Source organism: uncultured Merdimonas sp., from assembly GCF_963929015.1.
Taxonomy (GTDB): domain Bacteria; phylum Bacillota; class Clostridia; order Lachnospirales; family Lachnospiraceae; genus Merdimonas.
The window spans coordinates 163,624-180,512 of the sequence record NZ_CAWVHE010000012.1; the positions used below are offsets into that span (position 1 = coordinate 163,624).

General features: G+C 50.6%; 10 protein-coding genes. 9 read left to right on the plus strand and 1 reads right to left on the minus strand.

Annotated features, from left to right (window positions below; all coding sequences use genetic code 11):
• Positions 1–93: 93 nt before the first annotated feature.
• Positions 94–3,042, plus strand: coding sequence for an Ig-like domain-containing protein (locus ABGT54_RS06905; RefSeq protein WP_346663419.1), 2,949 nt, complete (start codon positions 94–96; stop codon positions 3,040–3,042).
• Between the two features lie 98 nt (positions 3,043–3,140).
• Positions 3,141–5,945 carry a leucine-rich repeat protein gene (locus ABGT54_RS06910; protein ID WP_346663420.1) on the plus strand — a complete coding sequence of 935 codons (2,805 nt, stop codon included), beginning with the start codon at positions 3,141–3,143 and terminating at the stop codon, positions 5,943–5,945.
• A 79-nt stretch (positions 5,946–6,024) separates the two neighbouring features.
• On the opposite strand, the gene ABGT54_RS06915 is transcribed toward ABGT54_RS06910, so the two are convergent.
• Entirely contained in the window at positions 6,025–7,878 is a 1,854-nt protein-coding gene (locus ABGT54_RS06915; RefSeq protein WP_346663421.1) for an SGNH/GDSL hydrolase family protein, read from the minus strand.
• A gap of 215 nt (positions 7,879–8,093) precedes the next feature.
• Here ABGT54_RS06915 and ABGT54_RS06920 point away from each other — a divergent pair, with 215 nt between their 5' ends.
• The 7 genes from ABGT54_RS06920 (at position 8,094) to ABGT54_RS06950 (ending at position 16,889) form a co-directional block, all read left to right on the plus strand.
• A complete protein-coding gene (locus tag ABGT54_RS06920; protein WP_346663422.1) occupies positions 8,094–9,959 on the plus strand; it encodes an S-layer homology domain-containing protein in 1,866 nt (621 codons plus the stop codon).
• Between the two features lie 19 nt (positions 9,960–9,978).
• A complete protein-coding gene (locus tag ABGT54_RS06925) occupies positions 9,979–11,643 on the plus strand; it encodes an S-layer homology domain-containing protein (RefSeq protein ID WP_346663423.1) in 1,665 nt (554 codons plus the stop codon).
• A gap of 208 nt (positions 11,644–11,851) precedes the next feature.
• Positions 11,852–12,730: a glucose-1-phosphate thymidylyltransferase RfbA gene (gene rfbA, locus ABGT54_RS06930; RefSeq protein ID WP_346663424.1), complete on the plus strand. Its 879-nt coding sequence runs from the start codon at positions 11,852–11,854 to the stop codon at positions 12,728–12,730.
• A gap of 79 nt (positions 12,731–12,809) precedes the next feature.
• Positions 12,810–13,364, plus strand: coding sequence for a dTDP-4-dehydrorhamnose 3,5-epimerase (gene rfbC / locus ABGT54_RS06935; protein WP_346663425.1), 555 nt, complete (start codon positions 12,810–12,812; stop codon positions 13,362–13,364).
• 29 nt (positions 13,365–13,393) lie between these two features.
• The gene (locus tag ABGT54_RS06940; protein ID WP_346663426.1) at positions 13,394–14,170 is read left to right on the plus strand and encodes an ABC transporter permease; all 777 of its coding nucleotides are present in this window, start codon (positions 13,394–13,396) and stop codon (positions 14,168–14,170) included.
• A gap of 6 nt (positions 14,171–14,176) precedes the next feature.
• A complete protein-coding gene (locus ABGT54_RS06945) occupies positions 14,177–14,914 on the plus strand; it encodes an ABC transporter ATP-binding protein (RefSeq protein ID WP_346663427.1) in 738 nt (245 codons plus the stop codon).
• A gap of 28 nt (positions 14,915–14,942) precedes the next feature.
• Complete coding sequence (locus ABGT54_RS06950) at positions 14,943–16,889, plus strand: rhamnan synthesis F family protein (RefSeq protein WP_346663428.1); 1,947 nt, start codon at positions 14,943–14,945, stop codon at positions 16,887–16,889.

Here is a 16,889-nt window from a genome sequence, read left to right on the forward strand (position 1 = left end):
AACAGGGAAGCACCTGTTATGGGGCTGTCCCCGTAACAGGTTCCTAACAGGATTACAACAGGATTACAACAGAATCAGGAAAGGAGGATCGGGATGAAAAAGAAGCAAAGGAAGAGATGGCTCGCTCTCCTGGCGGCAGCCATGCTGCTTCTCCCGCAGGGCGTCTGTGCCGGAGAAATTGACGCCGGAGAAAACGGCGGGAACAGCAAGGCGGCAGAACAGCCGGATGCTGTCAGACAGATCGAAACGGCAGATGTGGAGAAGGGAGAGATCAGGCAGAGGGACGCAGACAGCGTTTCCGCGCAGTCCCTGCAAAATGAGACCAGGCTGTGGAATCTGGCGGAAACCACCATAAAGGAAGCTCTGTTAAAAGGGGAGTCCCAGGTGGTTTTAGATGGGATATCCACAGGTCTGAGCGGCCAGATCGCATCTCTTATCTATTATTCTCCGTATTTTAGCAACGGGATCCAGATCGAGTTTTATATGATTACTTCTTCTGCAGGCAGTTACCTGGAGGCCAGGATATCCAATCCGATGTCTGTTACAGAAACGGAAGAATACTTTGACGCAGTGGATCGGAAGGTGGCCTCCATTTTGTCCCAGGCGGATGGCCTTACTGCGGATGCAGACAAAGCGCTGGCTATCCATGACTATCTGGTGAGCCAGTTCCATTACGATGTGGATAACTATACGGCAGGAAAGATTCCGGATGATTCCTACAGAAGCGGCGGTCTTTTTATGAATGGAACCGGCGTGTGCCAGGCTTATGCCTATGGCTATCAGTATCTGCTGGATAAGCTGGACATCGAGTGTTATGTGACCAGCAGCGAGGTTATGAATCATGCCTGGAATATCGTAAATATCGACGGAGCCTATTACCATGTGGACTGCACTTCCGATGATCCGCTGGTGGATCAGGTGGGAAGAGCTTATCATGACTTTTTCCTGCTAAGTGATGAAACCATTCGGAAAATGGAAATGGGGAACGGCTATTATACAGGCTGGGATCTTCAGGATCTGGCCTGCACCAGCAAGGCTTATGAGGATGCCTACTGGAGCGGGGCGGTTTCTCCGGTGGTTCAGACCGGCGGGAAGGCTTACTATATCAAAGAAGATGAGGGAAGTATGGGATCCGGGATCTATGCGAGAGATTCCCAGACCGGTGCAGAGCGAAAGATCAAAGATCTGGGACATTGGCCCGCATCTGGAAGCAGTTTTTATGTCGGCGCATTTTCCGGCCTGTCCCTGTATAATGGGAAGCTGTATTATAACACCAGCAAGGAGCTTAGGAGCATTTTCCCCGATGGCACAGGCGACGTAGTCGTTTACCAGCCGGATACTCAGTATGGAAATGTGTTTGGCAGCCGGATCACGGACGGCGCGCTCCAGTATGTACTTAAGTGGAAGCCGGAAGAAGCTTCCGATGTGCAGACCGCGCCGGTGTCGCTGGATCCCGGGAATCCGAAGTATACCCTGACCACACTGGATGGAAAGACTGTGACTACCAGTGCAGAAGGAAAACCGAAGGTGCTGATTTTTATCAAGCCCACCTGCTACAACTGTCAGACAGTGATGGGGACGTTCCAGGACAAAGGGCTTAGCATGGATGGAGTGGACGTTTATGTCTGTGACATTCAATCGGACACCCCGGAAGCTGCAGAACCGTTTTTTGACGAATATGGCCGGGAGGGCATGACATATTGTTATAAAGCCAATAGCGTCATGTGGAATTATCTGTCGCAGGTGGGAATTACAGGATCTGTGACAACGCCGGTAATTATGTTCATCAGCCAGGACGATCGCATTGCTCACTACAGCACGGGAATGAACAGGCATGTGGCAGGAGATATCTACACTTACCTTGATGTGGATATCCGGGACAAAACCAGCATTGCTCTGAGCCAGAGTGCGTTGACCCTGACAGAAGGGGAGACAGCACAGCTTAGCTGGACCATCACTCCTGATACTTATGATGGCGCCGTGACTTTTAGAAGCAGTAACGAGAAGGTTGCCACTGTGGACAGCAAAGGAAATGTGACGGCTGTAGCAGAAGGTACGGCAGATATTTATGCAGGCATCGAGAATGGGAAGGAAGCTTTATGTAAAGTAACGGTAAAGAAAAAGGTGGTTCCCATCCAGGGAGTAGCGCTGGATCAGCAGGAACTTACTCTGACCGAGGGAGAGAGCCATCAGCTGACAGCCACGATCACACCGGAGAATACCACAGACAGCAAGGAACTAAGCTGGAAGAGCAGTGATGAAAAAGTGGTTTTGGTATCCCAGGGCAAGGTAACAGCAGTGAGCGCAGGCGAAGCATCCGTTACCGTAACTACGGCAAATGGGAAGAGCGCTTCCTGCAAGGTGACAGTCACTGCTAAGGCTGAGCCGGAACCCACACCGGAACCGGAGCCTGAGCCGGAGCCGGAACCGGAGCCCACGCCTGAGCCAGAGCCGGAACCGGAGCCCACACCGGAACCGGATCACCCGGCCTATACAGATGTAAGAGAAGGGGACTGGTTCTATGATTCGGTAATGTATGTCTATGGACACGGCCTGATGACCGGCCTTAACGATACCACCTTTGGCCCCGGAGAGCCACTGGCAAGAGCACAGCTGGCAGTGATCCTGTACCGGCTGAGTGGCTCGCCGGAAGTGACATATGAAGCCATCTTCCCGGATGTGCCGGATGGACAATGGTATACAGACGCTGTCATCTGGGCGCAGGAGAAAGGCATCGTTACCGGATACTCAGATACCGGCACATTTAAGCCCGGCAAAGAGATCAACCGCCAGGAGATCACGACTATGATGTACCGCTATGCAAAATGTCAGGGATATTCCCTGGAAGGCGGAGCGGACTACAGCAGTTATCCGGATGCGGCAAATGTTCAGGAATTTGCCAAAGATTCCATGAGCTGGGCAGTGGGCAACGGCATCGTTACCGGAAAAGAGAATCCGACGAGGCTGGATCCTCTGGGCAATACAGCCAGAGCTGAATGTGCGACGATCATGATGCGGTTCGTGGAAAAGTACGGGGAATAGTTCCTGGAAATAGTCCGGGGGATCGCCTGGCCTGTGAGGCAGGCTGTGGCGGAAAAGTGAGACAAAAGATTTTGACGAGTCAGGAGGAATACTGAAAAATGAGAATTGCAAGCTATGTAAAAACAGGCATTTTGGGCCTGATCCTTTTGATTGGATTTGCAGTCCTGCCGGCAGCGCCGGCAAGGGCCGCAGAAGATACAGAAGTGCAGACAACAGAGGATGGGGCGCTTGAGCGTAGTGAGGAAGACGCGGTATTACAGGGAGAGGATGGAAAGCCTGCGGCTCCGTCCGGATATGTGGCGCCTCAGGAAGACAGAGGGCTGGACGCATCCACCGGGAATCTGAACTGGAACCTGGAAGGAGGAGTCCTGACGATTTCCGGATCCGGCGCCATGCCGGACTACAGCAGTAGTGAACCGGCGCCCTGGTATGCGGAAAGAAACAGCATTTCATCTGTAGAAATTAAGGATGGTGTGACTTCCATCGGCGCATGTGCATTTTTGAACTGCACCAATCTGGAAACAATCCAGATTGCGGATACTGTCACCAGTCTGGGGCAGGCGGCGTTTTATAACTGCAGCTCTTTGAAACAGGTGGATTTCCCGGCAGGTGTGACCACTCTGCCTGCAGGGCTTTTCTATCAGTGCTATCAGCTTACGTCGGTGACCATGCCGGGAGTGACCACAGTTGAGGACTATGCTTTTCAGGATACCGGACTTACCACATTTACAGTCAGCAGTAAACTGACTTCTCTGTCCGGAATAGCCCTTTATCTGACGCCGGTTACTGCTTATCAGGTGGAGGCGGGCAATCCGGTCTATCAGGCAAAGGACGGCGTTTTGTTTACCGACCAGGGAACGACGCTGCTTGCCTATCCGGCAGGGAGGACGGACGCTTCCTATACCATTCCGGACGGCGTGACGAAGATTGGAGATGGTGCCTTTTTACAGAGCAGCAATCTGACAGACATTTCTTTAGGAAATCAGGTGACACATCTGGGAGCGTCTGCTTTCCAGGAATGTAACGGGCTTCGGGTGGTGACGATTCCGGATAGCGTGACCGAAGTGGGTGATTATACTTTCTACAGTTGCAGGAACCTTCAGTCCCTGACATTTGGAAATGGACTGACATCGACTTCTTATCAGATGTTTGAAAAGTGCTGGAATCTTAGCGACATTCATTTTGGCAGCCGGCTGACCGCCCTTGGGAGCCGCACCTTTGCCAATAACAGTGCGTTGAAGGAGGTATCCCTTCCGGCCAATATTACAGAGCTTGGATCAGGGGTTTTTGGAAATTGCAGTGAGCTGACCACCTTTACTTCGGCGGGGCTTACGATGATTCCGTTCCAGGGATTTTTAAATGATTCTTCGCTGGTAACGCTTCAGCTGAATGAAGGTGTGAAGGAGATCGCGAGAGCTTCCTTTTTGGGATGTACTTCTCTGGCAGAGGTGCAGCTTCCGAAGTCGGTGAAGCTGGTGCACTCCATCGCATTTCCGGAGGAGACAAAGATTACCTGCCTGAATCCTGCTATGGATGCCTACGGCATCAATGGATACCGGGAACTTGACACAGTGGCGATATCCGCCCGGCGCAGTTACAACAACGCATTTGAAGTGCTGGAAAGCGTCAATGAGATCCGCGCACAAAACGGACGGAGCAAATTGGTGATGAATGAGTCCCTGCTGGAGACTGCCATGCAAAGAGCGGCGGAGATTGCCATTCTGTTTTCTCACACCCGTCCGGACAGTTCTCTTTGCTTTGATCTGAATGATCAGATGAGGGGGGAGAATATTGCATGCGGCCAGTCAACGGTGGCCGGTGTGGTAGATTCCTGGATGAGGTCGCCCGGACACAGGGAAAATATGCTTAGAGACGGGTACACGTCTATTGGCATTGGCTGTGTGGAAGTAGGCGGAAGATACCACTGGGTACAGTGCTTCGGGACCGATGAAGGAAGCGTTGATTGCAGCAAACCTGCGGATCAGGCGGTGACGGAACAGATTGCCATAGCGACAGAGGTCTTTGAGGAGGGGCAAAATACTTCAGACGTTATTTTTGGAGAGGTTGCTACTTATTCTTATGAACTGGGGATCCAGGCGCCACTTCTGCAGCTTGGGCTGAATACGCATACGCAGTTCCATGCTTATCTGGTGGATGTAACAGCTGATATGAGTATGATCCTGAATGACGACTCGCTGATATGGGAGAGCAGCGACCCGGAGATAGCCACTGTAGAAAATGGCATGGTTCGGACGATGTCCAAATCTGGAAAAGTGACCATCACCGCAAAGACCAAAGAAGGGTATTATACGGCTTCTGCGGAAGTGATGGTGGGAAGCTCCCAGCTGCCTTTCTCGGACGTCGGACTGTCCAGCTGGTATTATTCCTCTGTTGAGTATGTCTATAACAACGGCCTGATGACCGGTCTTAATGAGTCCACCTTTGGCCCCGGAGAGAACCTGGCAAGAGCACAGCTGGCCGTGATCCTGTACCGGCTGAGCGGCTCGCCGGAAGTGGCGTATGAAGATATCTTCCCGGATGTGCCGGATGGACAGTGGTATACAGACGCCGTCATCTGGGCGCAGGAGAAAGGCATCGTTACCGGATACTCAGATACCGGCACATTTAAGCCCGGCAAAGAGATCAACCGCCAGGAGATCACGACTATGATGTACCGCTATGCAAAATATCAGGAATATTCCCTGGAAGGCGGAGCGGACTACAGCAGTTATCCGGATGCGGCAAATGTTCAGGAATTTGCCAAAGATTCCATGAGCTGGGCAGTGGGCAACGGCATCGTTACCGGAAAAGAGAATCCGACGAGGCTGGATCCGCTGGGCAATACAGCCAGAGCTGAATGTGCGACGATCATAATGCGGTTCGTGGAAAAGTACGGAAAATAAATGTGGAAAATGTGGATAAAAGCAAATTGAACCGAAATGGGGACGGGGGATTTTCAGAAATCCCCCGTCCCCATTTCGGTTAAAATACTGCGCCATAACATTGGTCTTCCACAATATCCCCATTTTCATCATAGATGCGGAAATATGTCCAGTAATATCCGTTGTGGGGCGGCGTCCAGGTGGTCCAGAATGTATTTCCGGCGGAGAGGGCCTGTGGATTGGTGGTATAGATCCACGGGTGGGGATCGCCTGCCAGATATTTATTGCAGTCCAGGATCAGCAGTTCGTAGCGGTATTTCTGCTGTGGATTGATATTGGAGCTGACGCCGATCAGCCAGCCTTCCCCATAGGGATTGGGCCCCTGGTATTTCCCGTTGATGTAGACCGGGTAATTCCGGCCCACTGCGAAGTTGATGGTCCGTGAAACGATGTTGCCGCTGGAATCTCTTGCCTCGACGTGGAGCCAGTAGTTTCCCTTTTTTGGCTGCCAGGAGGACCAGTTTCCCTGACGCCAGTCGTCGATGAGGTCCCATTTTTTTGTGTCCAGGTTGTAGGACGTCCACCGGAATTCCGGCGCGGATTCCCATCCCGAATACGCCGCGCCCACCTGGATCTCCTCTTCTTTTGTGATCCAGCAAAGTCCGTCCAGGGAAATGGAGGGCGCTCCTACGGAGACGGTGATCATGTCGGATGCCTGTTCTCCTCTTGCGTTTTTGGCAGCGCAGTAAAGCCAGTAAGAGCCGCCTGCTTCCGGCTGATAGGAAAATGTGTCGTCGCTGCTCCATTCAGAAGCGTAGATCCAGGTGTTTTTACTGCAGTCATAGACCTGCCACTGGTATTGGGTATCGGACGTCTGGCCTGCCACCTGGTACCGTGCGCGGATTTCTGAAGTGTTGTTCTGCAGGAGCCGGATCCCCTGGGAGGAGAGGGCCGGGGCGCCGTACTGGAGCATATGCCAGATCTTATAGTGGCCTGTTTCATTTACATGGAGATAATCCGGCTCACACATGTCCTTTCGTACGTCAATGGCCGCCTGCCGCAGATCCACAGTTCGGATGCCATAGTACTGGCAGATTTCCAGGATACTGTCGGCGTAGAGATCAACATCTTTATCGGTAGTGCTACTCCAGGAACTGATGTCTCTGTAGTAGGGGGTCAGGCAGATGATCTCTGCCTGCGGATAGTGTTCTCTTAGGCGTACCAGAGCAGTCTGGTACGCGGAGCAGAAGGTGGAGACGTCTCCGATACCTTCGCCGGGACGAAACTCGCCCAGTTTGGTACTGGCGATATCGTTGGTTCCGCCAAAGAAGAGGATCACATCAGGCGTGCCATTGTCATCCAGCCTGACAATGCGTTCTTCTGCAGCCATACACTGTTTACTGTTGTAGCCGCTTGGGTCGCCTTCCCACCAGCCGACCTTGGATCCGCCCAGAGAATCGTTGATGCCAAGCTGCATGTCATTATTTAAAATGTAACTCATCCACCAGGTCTCAAAGACCCGCATGTAGTCCTCGCAGTAATAGTAGTAGTAAAGGTTCCAGGGACTGTTATATCCCTCAAAGGTTCCCAGGCTGTCGCCCAGGATAGAAACAATTTTCTTTCCAGAAGTGGAATCTGTCTCTCTGTCCGGCACAGAGGAATCCCCCTGGCGCATCCAGGAAGGAAGTGAGATGCCGGAAAGATCCAGAGCGTCAGCCTCGTCAGGCGTTTCCGTGGGATCAGCTCCTGCGGGATCCGCAGAATCAGCTCCTGCATGATCTTCCGCGGGAGCAGCTCCTGCTGGATCTGCGGCAGAGAATCCGTCTTCGCATTCTCCTGCCGGAATAGTCTCCGCTGCCAGGGCCGTGCGGACCGGAAGTGCAAGTCCAAGAAGGCAGCAGATAAAAAAGGCTCCGAATAGTACTCTTAGATGTGTAGTTCGCTTTGTTTGCAATGTCAGTCATTCCTTTGTTAAAAAATATTCCAGACCATATGGTAACACGCTGGCAGCTATTTGTCCATGAGGGTTCAGGAAATCTGGATTTTGAAAATATATTGTGAAATAGTAGTAAAATAAATGGTATAATATACAATAGTTTGGTATAATTATTTGTACAAACGAATAACTTTGCAAGGTCGGTAACGTGTGAAAAGAGGAGGGAAGAGACCATGAAAAAGGAGATGAAACGAGGACTGGCGGCGGTTATGACGGCGGCGCTTCTGCTGCCGCAGATGGCGATCGCGGCGGAGCCGGAGCGGGAGCTGTTGCAGGCGTCTCAGACGCGGCCCTGGGAGGGGAAAGAGATACAGGACATTTCTGCTGCAGATTTGAAAGAACAAAATGAGATCCTGATGGAGCTGGACCAGACAGTGCGGGAAGTGTTGCTGGATGCGGAGGATGAGGAGATATCTGTTGATCTCACTGGCATGGAGCTGGAGGTGGGCAGGGATGATTATATCAATAAACTGAAATACATCTCGCCCTACTGCAATAGTGATGTGACGCTTCAGATCTGGTATGACGGTTCTTATTATTCGGATCTTGAGATTATCACGGACTTGTCGAAAGAAGAGCGGAACAGCCATGTGGAGGAGGCGGACGCCAAGGTGGCAGATATTCTCTCCTGGGTAACGGACGATATGACAGACGCAGAAAAGCTTTTGGCTGTGCATGATTATTTTGTGGCGGATTTTGCCTATGATCTCTACGGAGGAGAAGGAGAAGAAGCCTACCAGTGCGGAGGCATCTTCCGCAACCGGACCGGCGTGTGCCAGGCTTATGCTTATGGATATCTGTACATTATGAATAAGCTGGGGATAGAGTGCTATTTTGCCAACAGTCCTGAAATGGGGCATGCCTGGAATATTGTAAAGGCGGACGGAAATTATTATCATGTGGACTGCACCTGGGATGACCCGGTAGAAGATACCCTCGGAGCGGTCAGTCATCAGTATTTTCTATTAAGCGATGAAACGATGCAAGATGAAAAGGCTACCAGCCAGGTTCATACAGGCTGGGACTTGACCATGCTCCCCTGTACCAGCAAGTCGTATGAAAATGCGTACTGGAAACAGGCGTTTTCCAGAGTAATCCAGCTGGACGGAAGTTCCTATTATATGAAGACAGACGGTGTTTATCGAAGAGATCTGTCCAATGGCCGGGAGCAGAAGCTGGCAGATGTAGGAATCTGGAACACATGGGGGTCAGACGGATGGTACGAACAACCTCAGTCAGGGCTCTCCATTTACAGGGGAGAGCTGTATTACAATACCAGTACCGAGATCCGCAAAATGGCGCTGAACGGGGCCGGCAATACGCTGGTCTACCGGCCGGATACCAGTGACGGTTATGTATATGGAAGCCACATTTCCGGTGGGACGCTGGAATATATGATCAAACAGGATCCCTGGATGGAGGGAGAAAAGATAGCTGCGCCGGTGGATCTTGACAGTCTTGCGCCTGCCGACCCGGATGAACTTCCCTTCCAGGATGTAAGAAATGGCGACTGGTTTTATGATTCTGCAAAATATGTCTATGACAAGAATATCATGACGGGCCTTGATACGATTACTTTCGGTCCCGGCGAACAGTTGAAAAGGGCCCAGCTGGCAGTGATCCTCCACCGGATGAATGAAGAGCCGGAAATGACATACAGCGCCCTCTTTCCGGATGTGCCGGACGGGCAGTGGTTTACTGACGCCATTCTCTGGGCGGCAGATGCCGGCGTGGTGACCGGATATTCTAACACCGGATTTTTTGGAACAGGTGATAACATCAACAGGGAGCAGATCGCAACTATGATGTACCGGTACGCAAGATATAAAGGCTATTCTCTGGAAGACGCAGCAGACTTCAGCAGCTATCCGGATGCGGCATATGTAAATGAATTTGCAGAAGAAGCCATGGCCTGGGCTGTAGGAAACGGCATCATCACCGGCAAAGAAAACCCGGTGAGACTGGATCCGCAGGGCTTGGCAACAAGAGCCGAGTGCGCCACCATCATCATGCGCTTTATGGAAACCTTTGAAAAATAAGAAAAAGGAGAAGAAAGAAATGATCAGGAAAGGACTAAAAAAAGTACTGGCAATATTTGCGCTTTTGTGCCTCTTTGGTATAGCAGCCGGGATGAGCGCATCGGCGGCAGGAGAGGAGGATTACGGGGACTATACACTTACGATTCTTAGTAATCGTCTGGTGTATAATGGAGAGTTGAAATCCGGCTATGACCCGGTAAAGGATCTGCCGGAGGGAATGAGTATTGACTTTGAAAACCGGATCATTACCCTGGATAATGCAAATATCACAGGCAAAACATATGATTATGGCGGGGGCAACACGTCAAACGGCGAAGCAATTTACTACAGCGTTCATGACGGAAAGCCGCTGACTGTTCGTCTGGTGGGAGAAAACAGGATGAGCAATGTGAACTGCGGAATTCTGGCTATGTCCGTGTCCAGCAATGTTGCAGAGCCCGATATAAATCTGATCATAGAGGGCGATGGAAGTTTAAATATTAATTCTTCTGCGGGACGCGTGAATCCTGCAGAAACGACATTGGGAATCTCTGGTTCCGTCAGGCTTGTGTCCGGTACATTGAATCTGTGGACAGAGGAAAGCAACAATTATACAGGGATTGTGGGAGACAATGTAGAATTCCTTGGCGGAACGGTATCGATTAAAATCCCGAATGGAAAGGATTCTACGCAAACTTCCCTGTACGGAATCTCGGCTGGCGGAACGGCTACGTTTGCCAACACAGATGTAAATATAGAGGTGGGGAAAGCCGGCTTTGCTTATGGGGTTTTGGTTACGTCTACTGGAGGTAAGACTGGAACCATCACGATTAACAATGCGTCTATAGATATCCATATGGCGGAGGCGAAGCTTCTTAACAGGGGCATTCTTCAGGGGCAGGGGCCTATGAGGGTATTCCCGCTGGACAGTGAAGTGGGAGTAGATCAGGTGTTGATTGATCAGAGTGATTCTTATTTTTATATGGGAAATGAAGGACCGGATATCTACTTTGCAAGAGCGGATGCGTTTGCAGCCATGCAGGGTTGGACAGACGTAAACTATCCTTATCTCTCTATTTCTCCGACACCTTTTGAGGATGTAGAGATTCCGGATCCTGACGAGCCAGCAACTGAGCCGGAGCAGCCTTTTAATTTTACGGATGTAAAAGGGAACGACTGGTTTTATGATTCTGTAGACTATGTAAATGCCAGCGGTATCATGACCGGTCTGGATGCCACGACTTTCGGGCCTAACGAGAAGCTTGCAAGAGCCCAGCTGGCCGTAATTCTTCATCGGCTGAACGAAGAGCCGGAAATGACATACAGCGCCCTCTTTCCGGATGTGCCGGACGGGCAGTGGTTTACTGACGCCATCCTCTGGGCGGCAGATGCCGGCGTGGTGACTGGATATTCTGACACCGGATTTTTTGGAACAGGTGATAACATCAACAGGGAGCAGATCGCAACTATGATGTACCGGTACGCAAGATATAAAGGGTACTCACTGGAAGGCGCAGCAGACTTCAGCAGCTATCCGGATGCGGCATATGTAAATGAATTTGCAGAAGAAGCCATGGCCTGGGCTGTAGGAAACGGCATCATCACCGGCAAAGAAAACCCGGTGAGACTGGATCCGCAGGGCTTGGCAACAAGAGCCGAGTGCGCCACCATCATCATGCGCTTTATGGAAACCTTTGAAAAATAAGCATGTGGAAAACCATGCGGAAAAGTATAGGGAAAACCATGTGGATAAAAAGTGGATAACTAAATAGGCGCGGCAATGGGGACGGGGGATTTCTGGAAATCCCCCGTCCCCATTGCCGCGCCTATTTAGTTGTTGCGGAGATATTAAGTATATGATACAATTATTCGGATAAAGTAGAATGCGTATATCATGTAAACAGGAGGTTGTCATGAAAGGTATTATTTTAGCAGGAGGTTCAGGAACCAGATTGTATCCTCTGACCAAGGCGGTTTCCAAGCAGATCATGCCGGTGTATGATAAGCCGATGATCTATTACCCGCTGTCCACTTTGATGCTTGCGGGCATCCGGGAGATCCTGATCATATCTACGCCGAGAGATCTGCCTGTATTTCAGGAGCTTTTCGGTACGGGAGAGCATCTGGGCCTTAACATGTCTTATGCAGTGCAGGAGAGCCCCAGGGGACTGGCGGATGCGTTTATTATTGGAGAGAAGTTTATCGGAGACGACGATGTGGCTCTGGTACTTGGAGATAACATTTTTTACGGGCAGAGCTTTTCCAGAACCCTGCGGACCGCAGTGGACCGGGTGGAGAAGGAGAAGGGCGCCACGATCTTTGGCTACTATGTCCGGGATCCCAGAGAGTACGGTGTGGTAGAGTTTGATGAGAATGGAAGAGCGATCTCCATTGAGGAGAAGCCGGAGCATCCGAAGTCCAATTATGCGGTGCCGGGCCTGTATTTCTATGACAATGATGTGGTAGAGATCGCAAAGAATGTAAAGCCTTCCGCCAGAGGAGAGATTGAGATCACCACGGTCAACAATACTTACCTGGAGAGGGGCGATCTCTATGTAGAGACGATGGGACGCGGGTTTGCCTGGCTGGATACGGGCAATCACGACGCCCTTCTGGATGCGGCGGACTTTGTGGCTGCTTTCCAGAAGAGACAGGGACTGTATATTTCCTGTATTGAAGAGATCGCGTATAAGCGGGGATTCATCACAAAAGAGCAGCTGATCGAGCTGGCGCAGCCGCTTCTTAAGACCAATTACGGGAAATATCTGATCGAGGTTGCGGAAGGACTGTAAACGGTGATGTGGCTGCCACAGCCGGAAGACAAAGAGTCTTTGGCGGCAGCAGGCAAATGTTGAATAAGGAGAAGATAAAATGGGAAAAATTCAGGTGGAAACTTGTGAAATAGAAGGGCTTAAGATTATCACGCCTGCCGTGTTCGGAGACGAGAGAGGCTACTTCATGGAAACTTATAACTACAATGATTATAAAGCTGCCGGGATTGATATGGAGTTTGTGCAGGACAACCAGTCCAGCTCCAAAAAAGGCGTGCTGCGGGGGCTGCATTTCCAGATCAATTATCCGCAGGACAAGCTGGTCCGTGTGGTCAGCGGCGAGGTGTTTGACGTTGCTGTGGATTTAAGAGAAGGCTCCGCTACTTATGGGAAATGGTACGGCGTGCTTCTGTCCGCAGAGAACAAAAAGCAGTTCTTCATTCCGAAGAATTTCGCCCACGGATTTCTGGTGCTTTCGGATTCCGCAGAGTTCGCTTACAAATGTACAGATTTTTATCATCCAAACGATGAAGGCGGCCTTGCGTGGAACGATCCGGATATCGGCGTAGAGTGGCCGATCCCGGAAGGCATGGAGCTCACCATTTCCGAGAAGGATCAGAAATGGGGCGGCATTAAAGACTTTAAGAGAGCCTAGGACACAGGACAGGATATGGAGGGAAAAAGGTGTCGACTTATATACATAATTTTCTGGCATACAAGGAACTTTTAAAAGAGCTTGTCAGAAGAGACGTAAAGACCAAATACAGAAGATCGTTTCTTGGAATGATGTGGTCTGTGTTAAACCCGCTGGGCATGATGATCATCATGTCCATCGTGTTTTCTCATGTGTTCCGGGCAAATATTGAGAATTTTCCGGTATACCTGATGTGTGGCCAGGTGATCTTCAATTTCTTTAATGAGGCCAGCACCGTGGCCATGAGTTCCATCCTGGGAAATGCGGCTCTGATCAAAAAGGTATATGTGCCAAAATATCTGTTTCCGATGTCAAAGGTCTGCTCCTGCTTTGTCAACCTTCTGACATCATTTATTGCGCTTTTGATCGTTATCGTCGCTACGGGGACGCCGCTTTCCTGGACCGTGGTCCTGCTGGTATTTCCGGTGCTTTATGTCTTTTTGTTCTCGCTGGGAATGGGACTTCTCCTGTCCGCACTGGTGGTAACCTTCCGGGATCTGCAGCATCTCTACGGAGTGCTGATCACAGCCTGGATGTACCTGACCCCTATTTTCTACCCCATCGAGATGCTGCCCGGGTGGGTCAGAACGATCGTATCCTGCAATCCCCTGACCTGCATCGTACAGATGCTAAGAGAAGTCATTATGTACGGCCAGGTGCCGGGACTGCGCCTGCAGCTGATGTGCATCGCGCCCTGCGCCGTGGCGATGATCCTGGGACTCTGGGTCTTTTACAGGCAGCAGGATAAGTTTATTTTGAAGGTATAGAGGAGGATGGACATGAAGGAACCGATCGTAGAAGTCAATGATGTCTCCATGATGTTTCGTCTATACCGGGAGAATGTTGACAGTTTAAAAGAATTTCTTATTAAGAAGATCAAGCGCCAGATCGCCTATGATGAGTTCTGGGCTCTGAAAAATGTCTCTTTCCAGGTGGGAAGAGGAGAGGCCGTGGGGCTGGTGGGAAAGAACGGGTCCGGCAAGAGTACGCTTCTGAAAACCATTGCCGGCGTGTTAAAACCTACCACCGGAAATGTGCTGGTCCGGGGTACCGTGGCGCCCATGATCGAATTGGGCGCAGGCTTTGACATGGATCTGACAGCAAAAGAAAATATTTTCTTAAACGGCGCCCTTCTTGGCTATCCCAAGGAGATGCTGGAAGAAAATATGGGCCGCATCATCGAGTTCTCTGAACTGGATCAGTTTATGGACGTGCCGATTAAAAACTTTTCTTCCGGTATGATCGCCAGGCTTGGATTTGCGGTGGCCACGATCTATACGCCGGATATCCTGATCGTAGACGAGATCCTGTCGGTAGGCGACTGGCAGTTTCAGGCCAAATGTCACCGCAGGATCCAGGAAATGCTGGAGCAGGGTACCACCCTTTTGTTTGTCTCCCACAGTATGGATCAGGTGAAGGAAGTATGCAGCCGGGCTATTTTGCTAAGCCACGGCCAGATGTTGATGGACGATGCAGTGGAAAAGGTGTGCGAACGATACGGCGAGGCCTAAGCCACAGGAAGAACAAAGGAGAGAAGAAATGATCATTAATCATGAAACGGCCAGAAGGCTGGCCATCTATTTCTTTTATGATAAAGGAGGGATCGTAGACAGCTACGTTCCCTATTTTCTGGAAGACTTAAAGAAAAATGTGACGGAGATCAGCATCGTCTGCAACGGGAAGCTGACCGGGGAAGGCAAAGAGATCCTGGAAAAATACGGAGAAGTGTTTGTCCGGGAAAATAAAGGCTTTGATGTGTGGGCGTACAAGACTTCCCTGGAACACTACGGCTGGGAAAAGCTGGAGACCTATGATGAAGTGATCATGCTGAACAATACGATCATGGGGCCTGTCTATCCTTTCCGCGAGACGTTTGAAAAGATGGACGCAAGGGATCTGGACTTCTGGGGACTGACCGAGTACTTTAAGATCAAGGGCGATCCCTTTGGATATTCGCCGTACGGATATCTGCCAGATCATGTCCAGTCTCACTGGATCGCCTGCAGAAAGAGCCTGGTATCAAGTCCTGCGTTTCATCAGTACTGGGAAAATATGCCCATGATCGAGGATTATGCTCAGGCAGTCGGAAAGCATGAGTCCATCTTTACCAAACATTTCGCTGATCAGGGCTACCGCTGGGGCGTTTCTGTGGAGTTTGAGGATCTTAGAAATTATAGCGGATATCCGCTGATGATGTGTCCGAAAAAGCTGGTGGAAGAGAGGAGATGCCCGATTTTTAAAAAGCGCAGTTTCTTCCATATGGTAGATGATTTCCTGAAGAACACAACCGGAGAACAGACCAGCGAACTCTTTGAGTACCTTAGGTACCACACAGATTATGACGTGGATATGATCTGGGACACCATTCTTCGGAATTATCATCAGTATGACATTGTCAAGAATCTGAACCTGACTTATGTGCTTCCCACCAATCAGTATGACAGGGAGGCGCTGGAAAAACAGACCGCAGATCATAAGGTGGCTCTGGTGATGCACCTGTATTTTGAAGACCTCCTGGAGGAATCTTACAGGCATGTGTCATCCATGCCGGAAAATGCAGACATTTACCTGACCACAGATACGCCGGAAAAGAAGGCCGCGATCGAGAAGGTGTTCGCGGGGCTGCCCTGCCATAAACTGGAGGTGCGGCTGATCGAGAACCGGGGAAGGGACGTCAGCAGTCTGCTGGTGGGCGTCAAGGATGTGATCATGGATTACGATCTGGTCTGCTTTGTCCATGACAAGAAGACGGCCCAGGTAAAGCCGGGGACCATCGGAGCGTCCTTTGCCTACAAGTGTTTTGAAAACACCCTGTCCAACAAAGCCTATGTGGCAAATGTGATCCGCACCTTTGCAGATAATCCGAGGCTTGGGATTTTATCTCCGCCGGAGCCCAACCACAGTACCTTCTTTACAACGATTGGCTTTGAGTGGGGACCCAATTACAATGTAACCAGAAAGCTGGCCAAAGAGCTGGGGCTTACGGTGCCTATGAATGTGCTGGCGCCGCCGGTAGCTCCGCTTGGCACCATGTTCTGGTTCCGCCCAAAGGCCATGAAGCCTCTTTATGACAGAAACTGGGAATACAAGGATTTCCCGCCGGAGCCCAACAAGATCGACGGCACGCTGCTCCATGCCATTGAGCGGATCTATCCCTTTGTGGTACAGCAGTCCGGATATTATCCGGCCATCGGTATGACGGACCGGTTCGCGGCGATCGAATATCAGAATCTCCGCCATTATGTAAGGGGCTACAATCAGGTGCTGGTAAATAACGGCATCGGGCCTTATTACGATCAGATGCTGGCTCTGATGAATCAGGTGTTTGCGCTGCGGGGCTCCTTTAAGGCGGTGTTTAAGTTCCGGATGAAGCAGTATCTTAAGAAATATCTTCCCAAGGGCGTTTACAGAAAGCTGAAAAAGAGATGGCGGAAGATGAAAGGCATTGATAACTATAACGGCGTAGAAGTGCAAGGTGAGGATTAG